This window comes from Aromatoleum sp., from assembly GCF_032027225.1.
GTDB lineage: Bacteria > Pseudomonadota > Gammaproteobacteria > Burkholderiales > Rhodocyclaceae > Aromatoleum.
Genome location: NZ_JAVSMM010000008.1, coordinates 112459 through 130963, shown reverse-complemented (window position 1 = coordinate 130963; position 18505 = coordinate 112459). Strand labels below are relative to the sequence as shown.

Genomic DNA, 18505 nt, shown 5'->3' with positions numbered 1-18505 from the left:
TTTGCCTCGGCTTCGGCTGGCGGAATGTACCCGATCGGCCTGAAGCTATGTGGGGCCTTGTGCGCCTTGGGTGGCGCGGAGCCGCATGATGGTCTGCCTGCTTGTCTTCAGAGTGCGTGCAATCTCAGCAACCGAAACACCGGCTTTTAGTTTCTCAATCGCCTCGAAACGCTCGGTTTCCGACAAAGCTGCAGGTCGGCCAAGCGCCTTCCCTTGCTTGCGTGCTCTGGCCAGGCCTTGGTGGGTGCGCTCCACCAGCAGATCGCGTTCGAACTCGGCGACCGCTGCGATCACTTGCATTGTCATGCGCCCGGCCGAGCTCGTCAGGTCGACCCCGCCCAATGCCAGGCAGTGGACTCGCACGCCGGCGTTTGCCAGCCACTCCACCGATGCTCTGACATCCATCGCGTTGCGCCCGAGCCTGTCGAGTTTTGTTACGACCAACACATCACCGCGCTCTAATCGATCGAGCAACCGTTTGAAACCGGGGCGACGTAGAGCTTGCGTTGAGCCGCTGATGCATTCCGTGATGATGCGCTGCGCCTCGATCACGAAACCTGCGGAGCTAATTTCCAGCGCCTGGTTGTCCGTCGTTTGGCTGGCAGTCGAGACTCGGCAGTATGCAAAGACGCGCGTCATGGTTTTTAAGAGTGTACGAAAAAGATGTCCAAATTATACGCATGTCCAAAAGTAGCACAATCTAGTTTTTGGACATCGCAACCTGAGGTGTTCAAAAAGGGTCAGTTTCGGACGCTAGCAGAGTCCTTTTCGTCGTTGTCCAAAGCCACCGAGCGCAGCACGATAATGCGATGCTGCTCAACAAGCCGAAACCTGTCGAACGCGTCCGTTACAAGGTGGAAGGCGTTGCTGGTTTCGTGTAACGGTAGAAGGTAACGCCTCGACGAGCAGCAGTATCGCTAGCAGGATGCTGGGCTAGCTGCGTGCCACCCTTGTCGTAAACGTAGGAACCACGCTTGTCCGCCTTGACGGGGCGAATGGGCACGCGGCTGACGAGGATCGACGCGACGGACATCGGACTCCGTGTGGCCCCGTAGCACTAGGTGCTATAAACTACCGAATCTGGCAGTGCGCCAAAAAGGTGGATCTAAATGCGCAAGACAAGATTGTCTAGCATCGAAACCGTGCGCGACATGGCCACGGGTCTAGGCAAGGCGGGCCTGCTTAATCAGGTTACGCTGCGCGAATTCGACCCGCGTGGTCTGCCGCCAGTTGAGCCGTTGGAGCCTGCCGAGATAAAGCGCATCCGTGAAGGCGAACATGTCAGCCAGGCTGTGTTTGCGCGCCTGTTGAACACAAGCCTCTCTACCGTTCAGAAGTGGGAGATCGGCCAGAAGAAGCCAACGGGCACAGCTCTTAAATTGCTACATCTGGTTCAGAAGCGCGGCTTGGGGGTCATTGTGTGACGGCGTTACCCCGGCAACGCCCGATTGAGGCGCAAACGAGCAAACCAACCAGTGGTAACGGAGTCCAGCCTGCCGACTCGCTAGCGTTTGTCCGACGGCTCGCAAGAAAAGGTGATATTGCATGAACGCCGATATTCTGAAGAGAGTGGTAAGAGCGATTGCCAATGGTTCACAACCGGACTTGGACCGGCTAGCAGGGAAAATAGTTGAAGCGGAGCGCAAGACCGGACATGTTCGGCTTGCCGATCAGCTTGAAGCGATCCTGAAGCAGCCCAAGCCAAAGCCTAAACGGCCTGTCGCTCCGCTGTCGGCGCCCGACATTGAGCGCACGCTCAAAGAGCTTCCACTTAGCCGGCGGCATGGCGAGACCCTTGCCACGCTCATACCGCACGAGCGCCTGGAGCATCACATGGTGCTGCCTGAAGCAGTCGAACAGCGGTTCGCACGCATTGAAGCGGAGTACGCTGCTCGTGATCGGCTTCGCATCTTTGGACTCAAGCCTCGCAAAACCGTATTGCTCTACGGTCCGCCTGGTTGCGGCAAATCCCTAGGGGCCAAGCGGCTCGCCTGGAACACGGGTTTGCCGCTTATGAAGGTGCGCTTTGACGTTCTGATCTCTTCGTTCTTTGGCGAGTCGGCTCAGAACTTGCGATCGATCTTCAGCAGTGCCCGTGAAAAGCCATGCGTACTGCTGCTCGACGAATGCGACTTCATTGCACGATCGCGCACGGCCTCCAAGGACATCGGCGAGGTTGCGCGCATCGTTAACTCGCTGCTACAGCTGATGGAGGATTACGAGGCTCCTGGCTTGCTAGTGGCAACGACGAACTTGGAGTCCGCGTTGGACCCCGCCCTTTTCAGGCGCTTCGATGATGTTTTCTCCGTCCCATTGCCAGGCCCAACCGAGATTGAGAAGCTATTGAAGCTCGCGCTATCAAGCATGCGGATGGACAATTCCATCGATTGGAAGCACTTGGTCGCTGAGCTTCAAGGTTCATCGGCAGCGATGGTCGTGAAGGCAGCGCAGGACGCCGCGAAAGCCACCGTGCTGGGCGGCCATTCATCCTTGTCGCAAGACAAACTCCTAAAGGCAGTGGAAGAGTTGCAACGGCACGATACTGGGCAAAAGGCGTAGCACATGGCGGGAGGGCATAACTTTGAACATCTTCCGCTACTCCTCCGCTATCAAGGTAGGGCACGACTGCGCGGGGGAGGCGACCCCTCACCGCAAACGCTAGCCAATAAAGGCGTGCAGCGCCAGGCGCACAGCGTCACGCTCGATACGGCGGCTAAGGCGCTGAGCGTGAATTGGCAGGCTCGCATGGCGCAACGTCGCACGACCGAGCAGGCCTTGCCTGACGTCCCAGCGGGCCTGCCTATCTTGATGCAGGTCGACCCTGGCCTTGACCTAGATGCTCTCAGGGATAAGTTCGAATTCGAGATTGTTGCGGAGCAGGAAGATGGCTATGTGATCGTGGCCTCTGAAGACATTCAGCTCGCCTCGTTCCGCGCCCTGGCCCAAGGTTTCGCCGTGTCTCTGCGAGGATCGGCGACGATCGCTCAGGTCCACACACTGTTCGACGATCCCAATCAAACCGACAGGCTGGGACGAATCCTCTCCGAACACCTCATGAACTTATGGGGGAATATCGACGAAGACCAACCCTACATTGTCGATTTCGGCATTGCATGTACCGGCACTCAGGAGATTCCGCCCCGCCCCATTCGGGGCAGACGAGTGACCGATGCGCAGTGGGCGGCCAAAGAGTTCGAATGGTCGGAAAAACGTGCCAGTGCCTACAACGAGTGGGACGACATCAAGATGGAGCGCGAAACTTCAATTCAGAAGTTCGCCGAGTTCTATCAAGCGGAAATCCTACATCTCACGGACACTAGCGACTTTGAAGCAGGTGTTCTTCCGGACAGCTTTACGGTAAGACTGAAGATTTCGGGGAAGGGGCTCAAGGACTTTGTCCTCAACTATCCTTTCATCTTCGAGGTCGTTGAGCCGGAAGACATTGCCCTGCCACAGAACCCAGGTGGAGAGGCCGCTCAAGTTGCGACGGCAGTTGCACCCATGGCGCCTGAGATCGATGCGCCCGCCGTCTGCGTTATCGACAGCGGCATTCAGGAAGCCCATGTCCTGCTTCAGCCCGGCATTGACCAGGCCACGTCGCACTGTTTTCTACCAGGCGAGGCCGCGACAGCAGTTGCCGATGAGGTCGTGCCGGGCGGGCACGGGACGCGCGTGGCGGGCGCGGTGCTGTACGGAGAGGATGTGCCGACGGAAGGCACGCCTCAACTGCTGTTTTGGGTCCAAAACGCGCGCGTTCTCGACGCACAGAATACGATGCCCGTCGATTTGTTTCCGCCAGAAGCACTGCGCAAAGCAGTTGAACGCTTCAATGACGGCCCACGTCAGACTCGCATCTTCAATCACTCGATTAATGCGCGCGGATACTGCCGAACTCGCTACATGTCTTCTTGGGCGGCGGAAATCGACCAGTTGTGCAACGAGCGAGATATTCTCGTTGTGCAAAGCGCCGGCAATCTTCCGCTTCAAGGCACGTCTCCACTTTTGGGACTCGCTGACCACCTGAACGCAGGCAGAGACTATCCAGCCTATCTCAACGAGAACTCGGCCCGGATTGCCAATCCGGGCCAGAGCTTGCAAGCACTGACGGTCGGTTCGATCGCCTACGGTTTCGCCGAGCTTGGCGCATGGCGAACCTTTGCCACACACCCGTCAGCTCCTTCGGCGTTTTCACGGTCAGGGCCCGGCATCTGGAATGTCATCAAGCCCGAAGTTGTGGAGTATGGCGGGGATGCAGTTCGAACCAACAATGTCCCCCCAGACATTCAGGCTGGCGGCCGTATACCCGCTGCTTGCCCGAACCTCGTCCGATCGACACTGAGTAGCACCGGCCCCGCGACAGATCGCGACACCGCTGGCACGTCCTATGCGGCACCGAAGGTTGCGCGCATTGCGGCTCAAGTGCAGCGCATCTTGCCGGCGGAGCCCGCGCTCCTCTATCGCGCCCTTATCGTGCAATCGGCGCAATGGCCCGCTTGGGCCGAGGACATTCTGTCGCGCCTTCGGAATCCGGCACCGAGCATGACACCAGCAGAAAAGCAGGCATTGATCGCGGCGGCGTCAAGTGCCTTTAGAACACTGGGTTTTGGCGTACCGGATGAAGCACGGGCCACCGCAAACACGGATCATCGAACGACGCTCATCACCAGCGGTGACGCCGAAATTCGCGCTGGCGAATGCCAGATTTACCAAGTGCCGATTCCGGCTGAGCTGCGCCAGCAGGCCGACGAATTCGACATTCGCATCGATGTGACAATGTCCTACGTTGCGCAGCCGCGACGTACGAGGCGGAACCTGCGCCGCTATCTCTCCACGTGGGTTGATTGGAAGGCAAGTAAGCTGGGCGAAGGGCTGCATGATTTCCGGGTGCGCGCTATGAAAGACGCGACAAACGGGGAGGCGCCGCTGCCCGGCTCGACATTACCCTGGGCGCTACACGACAAGCCGCAGGATGGCCTGATCCGGGAGTTCAAGCGCAATAGCGGAACGGTACAGAAGGACTGGGCCGTCGTCCGTTCGAACAGCCTACCGGACCACTTCTGCATCGCTGTCGTAGGCCATCAAGGTTGGAGCTATGATCCGGACTCGACTGCACGCTATGTGCTCGCCGTGACATTCGAAGTTTTAGGTGGCGAAATCACGATCTACGGACCACTTCGCGCGGCGATCGCCGAACTCCAAGCCGAAACCGAAGCCGAGATCGAGGCAGACGAAGTTGAGGTGGAAATTGAAGCGACCGAGCGATGGGTTGTTCGGGCAGGACTGCCAGGGTAGCGGTCATTCCTCGCCCGGAAACGCAAGGCTGGTCGCCAACAACTGGGCGTGGTGCTCCCCATTGGGGGGTAGCAGCTCGGCGTGTCCCGGTGATGCGGTGCTCGACCACGCGGTATCCGTCAATCTCGTACTCCGTTGGCACCGCTTTGCCAGCCAGTCGCCACCATTGGCCCTGTTCGACTTCTGCAACCGCGAGAGGTCACCATCACGGTATATCGTGGGGCGTCGGCCAAAAGCAGCCCCGTATCGATGGCTAGCCCCGAGAAGCGGGGTGCCTTGTCTGAGCGGCTGCACATACGCAGGGCCCGCAGGCGGATGGAGTCGGTCATGCCTCATGCCCGAAGCTGCTCTTCGAGTTTGTGCAATGCTTCCTTGGTGCGCGGATTCTGCACGACTGCTGAGGCGTCAAAGCCGCACTCCTAGCAGGGGGCAATAAACGTACTTGACGCAAAGAAGCACTCCTGCTCAAATTCGCCCGTCGGCAGCGGCTGTGTCGATGTTTCATCGTCAGTAGATCAACTGGGGCACCCTTACCTTAGCGGTGTTCAGTCAAGCCCTGGGATCTCCTTGATACCGAATTTTTCGCTATCACGGAGATCTTATGTGCACCCCGAATTTATCCCATACTGTTGCGCTCGAGAGCGAGCTGCCGTCTGAATCCGTGCCCGAGTTCGGGCGCGCCAAACCCACCGTTGTCGTCTACGAAAACGAGGACGTGCGCGCGCTTGCACAATCGGCAGACGGAAAGGATCAAGAGACGCGCAGCCGAATCATGACCGTCGTCCGACAGCTCAAGGCGTCGGGTGGTAGGAAGCCTTTGGCCGTCGTCCCTCCGAATTGGTCCGTATTCGTGGACCAGCTCGCATATTCTTACCCGAACTTCAGCGACTTTGTCGAACTCCTGCGTGACCAATTCACGCTCTCGTCGGTACTCGGAGACGGGCGTGTAGTCTTGCCGCCCGTGTTGCTTGATGGTCCCCCCGGTATTGGGAAGACCGATATCGCACTTACGCTGGGGGAGTGGTTGGGAACGCGCGCACTGGTCCTCGATATGGCTTCGGCGCAGTCCGGTGCCGCGCTTTCGGGCTCTGATACGTTTTGGTCAAATAGCCAGCCGGGTCAGCTTTTCGACGTACTTGCGGGAGGTGCGACCGCGAATCCGATCGTCGTGCTCGATGAACTCGATAAAGTGTCGGAGGACGGCCGGCATCGACCCGACTCCGCCCTATACCAACTCCTCGAGCCGAGATCCGCCGCGCGGTTTCGGGATCTCTCTGCGCCCCAAGTCACGCTCGATGCGAGCCATGTTCTTTGGATCGCAACTACCAATGATACGACGAGGGTTCCTCAACCGATTCGATCCCGCTTCGTTGAGCTGAGCGTCCCGTCGCCCACACGCGAACAGGTCGTCAGAATTGCGCACCGTATTTATGCCTCTTTCCGGAAGGCACGTCCGTGGGCGCAGGCCATGTCCACGACGCTGCCTGATTCAGTGGCCCAGCTTCTCTGCGACTCGACTCCTCGCGCGATTCGCGTGCAGCTCGAGCGGGCCTGTGGTCGGGCGGCACGTCAAGGTCGCCGCGAACTTGCCGTCGAAGACGTTGAGCTCAGCGAACACGCATCGAGACGTGGAATCGGATTTATCTCACTTCGCTGACGCTCTTTCTATTAGTGGTTGTGACGGAATGGAAATGGCGTGAGGGTTTTCATCGACGCAGAGTTCACCGACTTCTACGGAGAACGAGTACTTCTGCGGCGTCAAGACGCTCGCCGTCGTTTCCGCGTGGGATCAAGGATGGGAAGAAAGTTGAGGAAAATTCCCGCGTCGTTCGGGTAAATCACCCTCGACGCCTCATGTTCGAGGATTTTGGCGGGGTCAAGCCCCAGCTGACCAGCGAGGATCGAAAGCGCTGCGTTGAAAGAAGGTGCCTTGATGTACCAACAAGTGCGCTTTGGCCGGGAAATCAGTGACGACCAATAGTGCTTGGACTGCGGTTTGAATGCGCCCCAGTCAGCTGCGATGGTCTTTGTAATGTAGGAGCCGATCTTTGCAACTCGAGTCAATCGATCGTTCCGAATATGCCGTCGAATGTTGACCGTGGAGCGCCGTCCCGCTTCGCGCGACCAGGCCTCGTAGGCATCCGAGTGCTTGACGCTCGCGTTAATTGCGATGTGCACATGCCAATGCCCGGACTGGTGCCGTTGCGGCACGGCGACGTATTGAAACCGGTATCCACTGCGGCGAAGCGTCGCTAAGAACCGGGCGACGGCGTCTTGCCAATGAGAGATGTTCCAGTAGGGCTCATCGGAGGCGGATATTCGAGTCAGTGTGATCAGCCTGTCGCAGCCCCAATTCTTGACCTTTTGACGAACCTCTTTGCGAGCTAATGCCGTTTTTCGCTCGAATTCACGCTGTAAATCCCGACCGCGCCGCTCCTCCACCTCCTGCGGCTTCCGGCGGCTCTGCGTTCTTCGCATGTCCACTTCATACCCGCCACTCGCGAAAGTGGTTTTCCGGACGCGAAAAATTGCGATCTTTTCAACAGTGTTTGAGATGCTGCCGGATGACAAGTTAAGGAGCGAGTTGATCGGGGAAGCGATCTTGATGGTCTGCACGGACAAACTCCAACGGGCCCGGCGCGAAACCGTGGCAAGGGAGGATCTCCGCAGCAGTCGTCACCTCGCAGCTGCGAGAGGCGAAGACGGGGTTGTGCCCGCATTTTCTTCCCCCGTTCTTGCAGTCGGCGGTTGTTTCCGCCGGCCAGACCTCTCGATCCGAATGAAGGTCATGCAAGTCCGTTAACCTACAAAGGAGCTGCTTTCCAAGGTAGGCCGCACCCTCCGGTGCGACAGGGGCCGATGTCAGTATGTAATCGGAACAATAGCAGTGACGTCTTCAAGTCCGTAAGAGCGGCGCTATTCACCGTTGTGAATTTTCATGAGACGAGTTCTTCTTTGTGTCGCGAGTGTCTTCATGCAAACAAGTGCTCGCGCCGACGTCGCCCGTAGCTTGGACAAAGCCGAGGGAGAATTCACAGGGTTCGGTGAACTGCGGGATTACTGACGCTCATCTCCACCTGCTAGTCGGTAAAGCATCGACGAAACCGAGGCAGGCGATCAGACGCGTGGGCGCCGAATTCGAGCGACCGAACGCTTGTAGGGGTGAAATTGGATGTCGAAGCTCACCGATTCGATATCGGCTTTCAATGTCTTGAACGAGAACATCGTCAACACATCGCCGCCCGTGTAGTTGCGGTCTTGCGTGTCGTCATACTCGTGTCCGGCGAGGCGCGTACGTCGATCTTTCGGGACGTCCAGCAGGCGCATAGTTGAGATCAACGTCGATCGGAATGAGTGGAAAGTCTTGTTGCTGCGGCCCACCCGAGAGTCAGTGATTCGGTCGGTGATATCGGAGCCGACGCCGCACTTTCTGCGGTAAGCGGTGAACTTGCGGCTGGGTTCCTTTGCGAAATCGCCGGGGCGTGCAGGGTTCTCGGGGAGTTCTGGAAAGATGCGGCCGGATCGAATTGACGAGACGTAGTCAAGAAAGCCGATTTCGATAAGTTTGGAGTGAATTGGAATTATTCGTTGGGAGGACCGCGTCTTGAGTCGCTTGAAATCACCGTCTAGGATCGAGATTGTGTGGATCTCGTCGTGCATGGAGATGTCATCGGCTTGAAGCTGACACAATTCATTGAGTCTTGCGCCGGTGTACAAGGCGAGAACTGGAAGCCAGTACTCGGACGGGGTTCCGAACTCTGCGTTACGGTATTCGTCGGACTCGAACAGTGCCTTCAGGTCACTGATGTCAAATTTCAAGTAGGGGCTTTCTTCGAGCCTTCCGGAGAAACGGAACAGCTCGTGGAAGTCATCCGCGATTCGACGCTTCGATTTTGCCCACCGGAAAACCGCGCCGGCGCGTTCTATCCGTTTCTTACGGTTTCGCGGGGATCCCCCGTCGGGCGCCGTGAGCACCTCAGACTGGAACTCTTCGATCTCGTCTGCCGTTACCATGTTGATCGGCTTGTCGCCGATAAGTTGGACCAATGCGCGTACGTGTGGCCAATGATCGTACTTCGCCGTATCCTCGCCGTCTTTCCAGTTGCCGCCCTTTATCTTCTCCGCTTTGTATTCCGCGAACGTCTCCGTGATGCTCTTCCCGGCGGGAGTAGGCAGTCCGGGCAGCCGCCCGGCGCTGGGCCGAACGGACCGTTGGGCCGCCTGAGTAGTGAGCAGAACTTCGGTAAGTCGTGCGGCCGCTTCCGTTTCATGCGGTTCCGCCTCGATGCTGAGCTCTTGTACGACGCCCACGTCGGAAAGCTTGGCTTTTATCGTGAGGGCAAGGAACCTTGAGCGGTCTAGAGGAGGCATGGTGCGCAATCGATGAAAGAGCGCGTCAGTGAATGCTGCGAGGACGCGTGCGCGGATGATAGCGGTGCGGCGGTCGGACGTGCCAAGCGATTCGATCACGGTGGCGTGCTCGAAGCAGTCCCGCAGGTCGCCGGGGACCCGGCGGCGGAAGTAGTACTGCGTCTTGTGCCGCGACCGAGAGAGGTGGGTGATGGCCATGTGTAGCACCCTCGTGCACCACCTCAGCCGACCGACCCCAAGAAAAAAGCCGCTGAACCTTGCGGATCAACGGCTTTCCAAATGCGGTGGTGGTGATGGGCGGAATCGAACCGCCGACCTACGGGTTATGAATCCGTCGCTCTAACCGTCTGAGCTACATCACCACGCGAGCCTGCTAATATATCGGTTTGGGAATTGAGGCGTCAAGACGCGTTGATGAAGAAACTCTACATCCGCACTTTCGGGTGCCAGATGAACGAGTACGACTCCGACAAGATGGCGGACGTGCTCGGGGCGACCGAGGAGCTGGTCAAGACCGACAATCCGGAAGAGGCGGACGTGATCCTCTTCAACACCTGCTCGGTGCGCGAGAAGGCGCAGGAGCGCGTGTTCCATGATCTCGGCCGGGTCAAGCACCTGAAGCAAACGAAGCCGGATCTGATCATCGGCGTCGGAGGCTGTGTCGCGAGCCAGGAAGGCGAGGCGATCGTCGCGCGGGCGCCGTACGTCGACGTTGTGTTCGGGCCGCAGACGCTGCACCGGCTGCCGCAACTGATTGCCGACCGGCGTTACAGCGGGCGGTCGCAGGTGGATATCTCGTTCCCCGAAATCGAGAAGTTCGACAATCTTCCGCCCGCGCGTGTCGACGGCGCGAGTGCGTTCGTGTCGATCATGGAAGGCTGTTCGAAGTACTGCACGTTCTGCGTCGTGCCGTATACGCGCGGCGAAGAAGTCTCGCGCCCGCTCGACGACATCCTGACCGAGGTCGCCGGCCTTGCGGACCAGGGTGTCAGGGAGGTCACGCTGCTCGGCCAGAACGTCAATGCGTGGCGCGGGCCGATCACGAAGGACGGCGCGGACCTCGGCGATTTCGCGTTCCTGCTCGAATGCGTCGCCGAGATCCCCGGCATCGAGCGCCTGCGCTACACGACGTCGCACCCGCGCGAGATGACGCCGCGGGTGTTCGACGCGTACGCGAACATTCCGAAGCTTGTGAGCCACCTGCACTTGCCGGTGCAGTCGGGCTCGGACCGCATCCTCGCGGCGATGAAGCGCGGTTACTCGGTGCTCGAGTTCAAGTCGGTCGTCCGCAAGCTGCGCGCGGCGCGCCCCGACCTGTCGCTGTCGTCGGACTTCATCGTCGGCTTCCCGGGCGAGACCGAGGAGGATTTCGAGAAGACGATGAAGCTGATCGACGAGGTCGGCTTCGACGCGTCGTTCAGCTTCGTCTATAGCGCGCGCCCCGGCACGCCGGCCGCCGATCTCGCCGACCCGGTCCCGCAGGAGACGAAGCTCGCGTGGCTCGCGCGACTGCAGAAACGCATCGACGAGCAGGCACAGGCGATCAGCCAGGCGATGGTCGGCCGCGTCGAGCGCGTGCTCGTCGAAGGCTTGTCGCGCAAGAACGCCGACGAACTGGCGGGGCGCACCGATAACAACCGCGTCGTGAATTTCGTCGGCAATTCGCGCCTGATCGGGCAGTTCGTCGACGTCACGATCACCGCAGCGCTGCCGCACAGCCTGCGCGGCGAAGCACTGGTGCGGGAGATCTGAATGGCGCGTGCGCTGGAAGTCGTCCTCGAGCCGCTCGACAACGAGCGGCTCGCCAACCTCTGTGGCGTGCTCGACGAGAATCTGCGCCAGATCGAAACCGCGTACGACGTCACGATCGCGCGACGCGGCGAGCGCTTCACGCTGCAGGGGCATCCGTCCCAGATGCAGCTCGCCGCGAACGCCTTGCGGGAGTTCTACGAGCAGGCGGACGAGCACATCAGCGTCGACGACATCCAGCTCGGCCTGATCGAACTGGCGAACCGCCGCCAATCCGACCAACCCGCGCCGGCGCTGCTGACGCGCAAGACCGAGCTGCACGGCCGCACGCCGCGCCAGGTCGACTATCTGCGCAACATCCAGGCGCACGACATCACGTTCGGCATCGGCCCGGCCGGCACCGGCAAGACCTACCTCGCGGTGGCGAGCGCAGTCGACGCGTTCGAGCGCCAGCTCGTCGAGCGCATCATCCTGACGCGGCCCGCGGTCGAGGCGGGCGAGCGGCTCGGCTTCCTGCCGGGCGACCTGGCGCAGAAGGTCGATCCCTACCTGCGTCCGCTCTACGACGCGCTCTACGACCTGATGGGTTTCGACCGCGTCGCGAAGCTCTTCGAGCGCGGCAGCATCGAGATTGCGCCGCTCGCGTTCATGCGCGGGCGCACGCTGAACCACGCGTTCATCATCCTCGACGAGGCGCAGAACACCACCCCCGAGCAGATGAAGATGTTCCTGACGCGGATCGGCATCGGCGCGAAGGCGGTCGTCACCGGAGACCTCACACAGGTCGATCTGCCGCGCGGCAACCGCAGCGGCCTGCTCGAAGCGCGCGAAGTGCTCGCCAGCGTGCGCGGCATCGCATTCTCCGAGTTCCAGAAGGAAGACGTCGTGCGCCATCCGCTCGTCGCGCGGATCGTCGAGGCGTACGACAATCGCACTGCGCGCGAGGCGCAGGCGGCGCTCGTCCGCAAGGATGAGCATGGATCCTGACACTGCGTCACCGCGGCTCGACCTCGCGGTCCAGCGCGCGCTCGGCAGTGCGAGCCGTGCGCTTTCGCCGGACACCGCGAGCATCCGGCGCTGGGCGTCGGCGGCACTCGCAGGCGACGCCGAAGTTACCGTGCGACTGGTCGGCGCCCGTGAAGGGCGGTGCCTGAATCGCGACTATCGCGGCAAGGACTACGCGACGAATGTGCTGACCTTCGTCTATGGCGAGGGCGAAGCGCTGTTCGCAGGGGTGGACGAGGGGCCGGGCGCGGGAGCCGAAGTCGAGGCCGCGCCGCTGGTCGGCGACCTCGTGCTGTGCGTCCCGGTCGTCGCGCGCGAGGCGGCCGAGCAGCGCAAGGCGCTCGAAGCGCACTTCGCACACCTGATCGTGCATGGCATGCTCCACCTGCAGGGCTTCGACCACGAGGCGGCCGACGAAGCGGAAGAGATGGAAAGCCGCGAGGCGCAGATCCTCGCGATGCTCGGCTACGCGAATCCATACGCTTGAGCCGCGTTCTCGACTATATCGATCTCATGGACAGTTCCCCAGTCAAACCCTCATTGCTCGAACGAATCTCGGCGCTGCTGTCGCGCGAACCCGAAGACCGCGGGGAACTGATGGCGCTGCTGCACGCCGCCTTCGAGCGCGACTTGCTCGACGCCGACGCGCTGTCGATGATCGAAGGGGCGCTGGAGATTTCCGATCTGCAGGTCCGCGACGTGATGGTGCCGCGCTCGCAGATGGAGGTCATTCGTCTCGACGACCCGCTCGAACGGATCACCGCCTTCGTCATCGACACCGGTCATTCGCGCTTCCCGACGGTCGGCGACGGCAAGGACGACGTGATCGGCATCTTTCTCGCGAAGGATCTGCTGCGGTATTACGCCGGGCGCGAGTTCGACCTGCGCCATACGCTGCGGCCGGCGGTGTTCGTGCCGGAGACGAAGCGGCTGAACGTGATGTTGCGCGAGTTCCGCGTCAGCCATAACCACATGGCGATCGTCGTCGACGAATATGGCGGCGTCGCCGGTCTCGTGACGATCGAGGACGTGCTCGAGCAGATCGTCGGCGACATCGAGGACGAATTCGACTTCGAGGAAGTCGGCGACAACATCCGCCTCGTCGAGGATGGACGCTACCGCGTCAAGGCGACGACGGAGATCGAGGATTTCAACAACGCGTTCGCGACGCATTTCAGCGACGAGGACGTCGATACGGTCGGCGGACTCGTCATCAGCGAGCTCGGCCGACTGCCGAAGCGCGGTGAGGCGCTCGTGATGGACGGGGTGAAATTCCAGGTCCTGCGCGCGGACAGCCGGCGTGTCCACAGTCTGATCGTCGAGCGCGCGGCGCCGGCGGCGCAGGCGTGATCGCAGGTAAGCGCTGCCTGCCGGCGCGCGAACGCGCCGGGCGCCTGCTCCTGCGACGGACGGCCCGTTGCGGCGCATCGCGTTCGTGAGCACCGGGAGGCGCGCCGCGCTGCTCCAGACGCTGCTGTCGTTCGGCGCCGGCAGCGTGTCCGTCTTCGCCTTCGCGCCGTTCGAAATCTTTCCGCTCGCGTTCGCGAGCCTCGTCGTTCTCGCGGCGCTGTCGCAGCGTGCCAGCGGCTGGCGCGGAGGTTTCAGGCTCGGCTTTGCGTGGGGGCTCGGCGCCTTTCTCGCCGGCGTGTCGTGGCTGTACGTTGCGCTCCACCGCTACGGCGGCATGCCGATGCCGCTCGCGGCGTTCGCGATTCTGCTGTTCTGCGCCTATCTCGCGCTTTTTCCGGCGCTCGCCGGTGCGCTGTTCGCCCGGTTCGCGCGCGGCGGTGCGTTGCGGCAGGCGCTGCTGTTCGCAGGCCTGTGGGTCGCGAGCGAATGGCTGCGCGGATGGCTTTTCACCGGGTTTCCGTGGCTTGCCGTCGGCTATTCGCAGACCTCGCCGAGCCCGCTCGTCGGCTTCGCGCCGGTCCTCGGCGTGTATGGCGTCGGTGGCCTCGTCGCTTTCGTCGGCGCGCTCCTCGTCTTCACGCCTTGGCGTCGCGCCGGCCCGGCGCTCGTCGGTGCGGTCGCCGTGGTGCTGGTCGCCGGCGGAGGTGCCGGCCTTGCGCGCGTCGCATGGACCGAGCCTTCCGGCGACCCGATCGAGGTCGCGCTGATCCAGACGAACATCGAGCAGGACTTGAAGTGGCGTCCCGAGCGGCTCTCCGAGTGGCTCGAAACGAACGCGCAGCTCGCGCGCGAGCACCTCGCGGACCTCGTCGTGCTGCCGGAGACGACGCTGCCGATTCTCGCCGACCGGCTGCCGGCCGGCTACCTCGACATGCTCGCTGCACCGGCACGCGCGCGCGGCGGGGACCTCGTGCTCGGAGCTTTCGTCCGCGACGCCGACGGCGGCATCTACAACGCCGCGATCAGTGTCGGCGCCTCGCGGAGCGAGGTCTACGCGAAGCAGCATCTCGTGCCGTTCGGCGAATACTCGCCGCCGCTCTTCGGCTGGTTCTACCGTCTCGTCGACATCCCTATGTCGGACCAGACGCGTGGCGCGGCCAACCAGCCCCCGATGGCGCTCGGCGAGCAGCGCGTTGCGGTCAACATCTGCTACGAGGACGTGTTCGGCCGCGAACTGATCCGCAGTCTGCCCGAAGCGACGCTGATGCTGAACATCTCTAACCTCGCGTGGTACGGCGATTCGTTCGCGCAGCCGCAGCATCTGCAGATCGCGCGGATGCGGGCGCTCGAGACGGGGCGGCCGATGCTGCGCTCGACGAATACCGGCATGACGGCGGTCGTCAATCCCGACGGCCGCGTCGTCGGCGCGCTGCCCGCGTTCACGCGCGGTGCGTTGCGTCTCGAAGTGCAGGGCTACGCCGGGCTGACGCCGTACGCGCGCTGGGGCGATCGCGCTGCGATGCTCGTCGCATTGCTCGCGGTCGCCGCCGGAGTCGCCGGAGCACGGCGCCCGCGGCCAGTCGGGGCGGCGAAAACGGTCTCGGGATAGTCCGGGCCGGCGACATTTCGGCGCAAACTTCGCCCGCCGCGCGGAATGCCAGTAAAATCCGGTTCTTTGCGTTTGCCGGGCGGCCCCGCACGCCGCCGGCCCAGCCGCCCGAGACCATGTCCCCGCAGAAACCCACTTTCCAGCAAGTCATCCTTACGCTCCAGCAGTTCTGGGGCGAACGCGGCTGCGTGTTGCTGCAGCCGTACGACCTCGAAGTCGGTGCGGGCACGTCGCACACCGCGACCTTCCTGCGCGCGATCGGCCCGGAGCCGTGGAACGCTGCCTACGTGCAGCCATCGCGCCGCCCGAAGGACGGACGCTACGGCGAGAATCCGAATCGCCTGCAGCACTATTACCAGTTCCAGGTCGTGCTGAAGCCGTCGCCGCTGAACATCCAGGAGCTCTACCTCGACTCGTTGCGCGCGCTGGGCATCGACACCAACGCACATGACATCCGTTTCGTCGAGGACGACTGGGAGAACCCGACGCTCGGCGCGTGGGGTCTTGGCTGGGAAGTGTGGCTCGACGGCATGGAGGTCACGCAGTTCACGTATTTCCAGCAGGTCGGCGGCCTCGACTGCAAGCCGGTGTTGGGCGAGATCACCTACGGCCTCGAGCGGCTCGCGATGTACCTGCAGGGTGTCGAGAACGTCTATGACCTCGTCTGGGCGGTGTACCCGGACGGTTCGAAGGTCCGCTACGGCGACGTTTTCCACCAGAACGAAGTCGAGCAGTCGAAGTACAACTTCGAGCACTCAAACGTCGACTTCTTCTTTTCGCTGTTCGGCAACTGCGAATCCGAGGCGAAGCGCCTGATCGACGTCGGCCTCGCGCTGCCCGCCTACGAGATGGTGCTGAAGGCGGCACACAGCTTCAACATGCTCGACGCGCGCGGGGCGATCTCGGTCACCGAGCGCGCCGCTTACATCGGCCGCATCCGCAACCTGTCGCGCGCGGTCGCGCAAGCCTATTTCGAATCCCGCGAGAGCCTGGGTTTCCCGATGCTGAATCAGAATCCGTCGCAGGAGGCCGCGTGATGACCGTTGCGACCCTGCTTGTCGAACTCCTGACCGAGGAACTGCCGCCGAAGGCGCTGCCGCGGCTCGGCGAAACCTTTGCTGCGAAAATCTTCGAAGGCCTGAAGGCGCACGATCTCGTCGGCGAAGACCGCGGATTCCGCTGGTTTGCGGCGCCGCGCCGGCTCGCAGTCACGGTGCCGGCGGTGCGCGAAGGGGCGCCAGCCCGGGAAATTACCGAGAAGATCATGCCGGTCCAGGTCGCGCTTGACGCCGAAGGCCGCCCGACGCCGGCGCTGCTGAAGAAGCTCGACGCTAAAGGGATCGCACCGGAAGCGGTCGCAAACTTCGAGCGCCGCATCGACGGCAAGGCCGAGGCCTTGTTCTACACGCGGGAAGAGGCGGGCGCCGCGCTGGACGACGTGCTCGCGGCGATCGTCCAGGACGCCGTCAAGGCGCTGCCGATTCCGAAGCTGATGCGCTGGGGCGCGGGAGATGCCCAGTTCGTGCGCCCGGTGCACAAGCTCTCGATGCTGCACGGCGCGCGGGTCGTGCCCGGGCGCGTGCTCGACCTCGATTCGGATCGCGTCACGCGCGGCCACCGCTTCATGAGCCGCGGCGACATTGCGCTCGCGACCGCGGAAGCCTATGAGCCGACGCTGCTCGCCGAAGGCAAGGTGATCCCGGATTTCGCCGAACGACGCACCGAGATCGAGCGCCAGCTCGTCGAAACCGCGTTGGCACAGGGTGCGAGCCTCGGCGAATACGCCGACCTGCTCGATGAAGTCGCCGCGCTCGTCGAGCACCCGACCGTCTACGTCGGCGAATTCGAAGCCGAATTCCTCGCGGTCCCGCAGGAATGCCTGATCCTGACGATGCGCGCGAACCAGAAATACTTCCCGCTTTTCGATGCGGGCGGCACGCTGCTGAACCGCTTCCTGATCGTCTCGAACATGCGGCTCGCGGATCCGTCGAACATCGTCACCGGCAACCAGCGCGTCGTCCGTCCGCGCCTGTCCGATGCGCGCTTCTTCTTCGAGCAGGATCGCAAGCACACGCTCGAGAGCCGCCTGCCGCGGCTCGCGCCGGTCGTTTATCACAACAAGCTCGGCAACCAGCTCGAACGTGTCGAACGGCTCGAACGCCTCGCCGGGAACATCGCCGCGAAACTGCACGGCGACGTCGCCGCGGCCGCGCGCGCGGCACGGCTCGCGAAAGCGGACCTCGTCACCGACATGGTCGGCGAATTCCCCGAGCTGCAAGGCGTCATGGGGCGCTATTACGCGCTCAATGACGGTGAGGGCGATGTCGTCGCCGACGCGATCCAGTCGCATTACCAGCCGCGTTTCGCCGGCGACGCGTTGCCTGCCGGGAACGTTGCATGCTCGGTCGCGCTCGCCGACAAGCTCGACGCGCTCGTCGGCTTCTTCGGCATCGGTCAGCTGCCGACCGGCGACAAGGACCCGTTCGGCCTGCGCCGCGCTGCGCTCGGTGTGCTGCGCATCCTGATCGAGACGCCGCTGCCGCTCGACCTTGCCGCGCTGATCGCCGACACGGTCGACGGCTTCAAGCCCGGACTGCTGCCCGCGCCTGGATCCGAAGCGCAATTGCTCGACTTCATGTTCGAACGGCTGCGCAACCTGTTGCGGGACGCCGGCCACGCGGTGGATGTCGTCGACGCCGTGCTCGCGTTGCGCCCGCTGCGGATGGATCTCGTGCCGGCGAAGCTCGACGCCGTGCGCACCTTCCGTGGTCTGCCGGAGGCCGAGGCGCTCGCCGCGGCGAACAAGCGGATCGTCAACATCCTGAAGAAGGCGGAGGGAGAGCTGCCGGAGCCCGACGTCGCGCTGCTGCAGGAAGACGCCGAACGGGCGCTGTTCCACGCGGTCGTCGAGGTCGCGCCGCTCGTGCGCTCGCACGTCGCTAACGAGGACTACACCGACGCGCTATGTGCGCTCGCTGGGCTGCGCGCTGCGGTCGACCGCTTCTTCGACGAAGTGATGGTGATGGCGGAAGAGCCGCTGACGCGCAACAACCGTCTCGCGCTGCTGCGCCAGCTTGCCGGTCTGATGAACCAGGTCGCCGATCTTTCACGGCTCTCCGCGTGACGGGA

At 62.4% G+C, this 18505-nt stretch carries 14 protein-coding genes and 1 tRNA gene; 11 read left to right on the top strand and 4 right to left on the bottom strand.

What is annotated here, in order from left to right; all coding sequences use genetic code 11:
- Positions 1-45: 45 nt before the first annotated feature.
- Complete coding sequence (locus ROZ37_RS11130) at positions 46-639, bottom strand: recombinase family protein (protein ID WP_312659418.1); 594 nt, start codon at positions 637-639, stop codon at positions 46-48.
- Between the two features lie 470 nt (positions 640-1109).
- Here ROZ37_RS11130 and ROZ37_RS11125 point away from each other — a divergent pair, with 470 nt between their 5' ends.
- The 4 genes from ROZ37_RS11125 to ROZ37_RS11110 all read left to right on the top strand — a co-directional run bounded on the left by ROZ37_RS11125 (position 1110) and on the right by ROZ37_RS11110 (position 6949).
- Positions 1110-1424, top strand: a complete 315-nt coding sequence (locus ROZ37_RS11125; protein WP_312659417.1) for a DNA-binding transcriptional regulator — start codon at positions 1110-1112, stop codon at positions 1422-1424.
- Between the two features lie 121 nt (positions 1425-1545).
- Complete coding sequence (locus tag ROZ37_RS11120) at positions 1546-2559, top strand: AAA family ATPase (protein WP_312659416.1); 1014 nt, start codon at positions 1546-1548, stop codon at positions 2557-2559.
- 114 nt (positions 2560-2673) lie between these two features.
- A complete protein-coding gene (locus tag ROZ37_RS11115) occupies positions 2674-5292 on the top strand; it encodes a S8 family peptidase (RefSeq protein ID WP_312659415.1) in 2619 nt (872 codons plus the stop codon).
- Positions 5293-5893: 601 nt separating this feature from the next.
- Positions 5894-6949 (top strand): AAA family ATPase, encoded by a 1056-nt coding sequence (locus ROZ37_RS11110; RefSeq protein ID WP_312659414.1) that lies wholly within the window; start codon positions 5894-5896, stop codon positions 6947-6949.
- A 101-nt stretch (positions 6950-7050) separates the two neighbouring features.
- On the opposite strand, the gene ROZ37_RS11105 is transcribed toward ROZ37_RS11110, so the two are convergent.
- The 3 genes from ROZ37_RS11105 to ROZ37_RS11095 all read right to left on the bottom strand — a co-directional run bounded on the left by ROZ37_RS11105 (position 7051) and on the right by ROZ37_RS11095 (position 10025).
- Positions 7051-7908, bottom strand: coding sequence for a hypothetical protein (locus ROZ37_RS11105; RefSeq protein WP_312659412.1), 858 nt, complete (start codon positions 7906-7908; stop codon positions 7051-7053).
- 501 nt (positions 7909-8409) lie between these two features.
- Entirely contained in the window at positions 8410-9861 is a 1452-nt protein-coding gene (locus ROZ37_RS11100; protein ID WP_312659411.1) for a site-specific integrase, read from the bottom strand.
- 87 nt (positions 9862-9948) lie between these two features.
- Positions 9949-10025 (bottom strand) — tRNA-Met (locus ROZ37_RS11095).
- A gap of 52 nt (positions 10026-10077) precedes the next feature.
- On the opposite strand from ROZ37_RS11095, the gene miaB reads away from it, so the two are divergent.
- The 7 genes from miaB to glyS all read left to right on the top strand — a co-directional run bounded on the left by miaB (position 10078) and on the right by glyS (position 18500).
- Positions 10078-11415, top strand: coding sequence for a tRNA (N6-isopentenyl adenosine(37)-C2)-methylthiotransferase MiaB (gene miaB, locus ROZ37_RS11090; protein ID WP_312659410.1), 1338 nt, complete (start codon positions 10078-10080; stop codon positions 11413-11415).
- The gene (locus tag ROZ37_RS11085) at positions 11416-12399 is read left to right on the top strand and encodes a PhoH family protein (RefSeq protein WP_312659409.1); all 984 of its coding nucleotides are present in this window, start codon (positions 11416-11418) and stop codon (positions 12397-12399) included.
- Positions 12389-12904 (top strand): rRNA maturation RNase YbeY, encoded by a 516-nt coding sequence (gene ybeY, locus ROZ37_RS11080; protein ID WP_312659408.1) that lies wholly within the window; start codon positions 12389-12391, stop codon positions 12902-12904. The genes ROZ37_RS11085 and ybeY overlap by 11 nt, the downstream gene beginning before the upstream one ends.
- 26 nt (positions 12905-12930) lie before the next feature.
- Complete coding sequence (locus ROZ37_RS11075) at positions 12931-13767, top strand: transporter associated domain-containing protein (RefSeq protein ID WP_312659407.1); 837 nt, start codon at positions 12931-12933, stop codon at positions 13765-13767.
- Between the two features lie 85 nt (positions 13768-13852).
- On the top strand, positions 13853-15376 hold the full coding sequence (gene lnt, locus ROZ37_RS11070; RefSeq protein WP_312659406.1) for an apolipoprotein N-acyltransferase: 1524 nt from the start codon (positions 13853-13855) through the stop codon (positions 15374-15376).
- A 116-nt stretch (positions 15377-15492) separates the two neighbouring features.
- Entirely contained in the window at positions 15493-16413 is a 921-nt protein-coding gene (gene glyQ / locus ROZ37_RS11065) for a glycine--tRNA ligase subunit alpha (protein ID WP_312659405.1), read from the top strand.
- Positions 16413-18500 carry a glycine--tRNA ligase subunit beta gene (gene glyS, locus ROZ37_RS11060; RefSeq protein ID WP_312659404.1) on the top strand — a complete coding sequence of 696 codons (2088 nt, stop codon included), beginning with the start codon at positions 16413-16415 and terminating at the stop codon, positions 18498-18500. Before glyQ ends, glyS begins: the two co-directional genes overlap by 1 nt.
- Positions 18501-18505 lie beyond the last annotated feature (5 nt).

Excerpts from the sequence above, each read along its gene's own strand:
- ROZ37_RS11130 (WP_312659418.1), bottom strand. The coding sequence starts at position 639 with ATGACGCGCGTCTTTGCATACTGCCGAGTCTCGACTGCCAGCCAAACG.
- ROZ37_RS11125 (WP_312659417.1), top strand. The coding sequence starts at position 1,110 with ATGCGCAAGACAAGATTGTCTAGCATCGAAACCGTGCGCGACATGGCC.
- ROZ37_RS11120 (WP_312659416.1), top strand. The coding sequence starts at position 1,546 with ATGAACGCCGATATTCTGAAGAGAGTGGTAAGAGCGATTGCCAATGGT.
- ROZ37_RS11110 (WP_312659414.1), top strand. The coding sequence starts at position 5,894 with ATGTGCACCCCGAATTTATCCCATACTGTTGCGCTCGAGAGCGAGCTG.
- ROZ37_RS11100 (WP_312659411.1), bottom strand. The coding sequence starts at position 9,861 with ATGGCCATCACCCACCTCTCTCGGTCGCGGCACAAGACGCAGTACTAC.
- miaB (WP_312659410.1), top strand. The coding sequence starts at position 10,078 with ATGAAGAAACTCTACATCCGCACTTTCGGGTGCCAGATGAACGAGTAC.
- ROZ37_RS11085 (WP_312659409.1), top strand. The coding sequence starts at position 11,416 with ATGGCGCGTGCGCTGGAAGTCGTCCTCGAGCCGCTCGACAACGAGCGG.
- ybeY (WP_312659408.1), top strand. The coding sequence starts at position 12,389 with ATGGATCCTGACACTGCGTCACCGCGGCTCGACCTCGCGGTCCAGCGC.
- ROZ37_RS11075 (WP_312659407.1), top strand. The coding sequence starts at position 12,931 with ATGGACAGTTCCCCAGTCAAACCCTCATTGCTCGAACGAATCTCGGCG.
- glyQ (WP_312659405.1), top strand. The coding sequence starts at position 15,493 with ATGTCCCCGCAGAAACCCACTTTCCAGCAAGTCATCCTTACGCTCCAG.
- glyS (WP_312659404.1), top strand. The coding sequence starts at position 16,413 with ATGACCGTTGCGACCCTGCTTGTCGAACTCCTGACCGAGGAACTGCCG.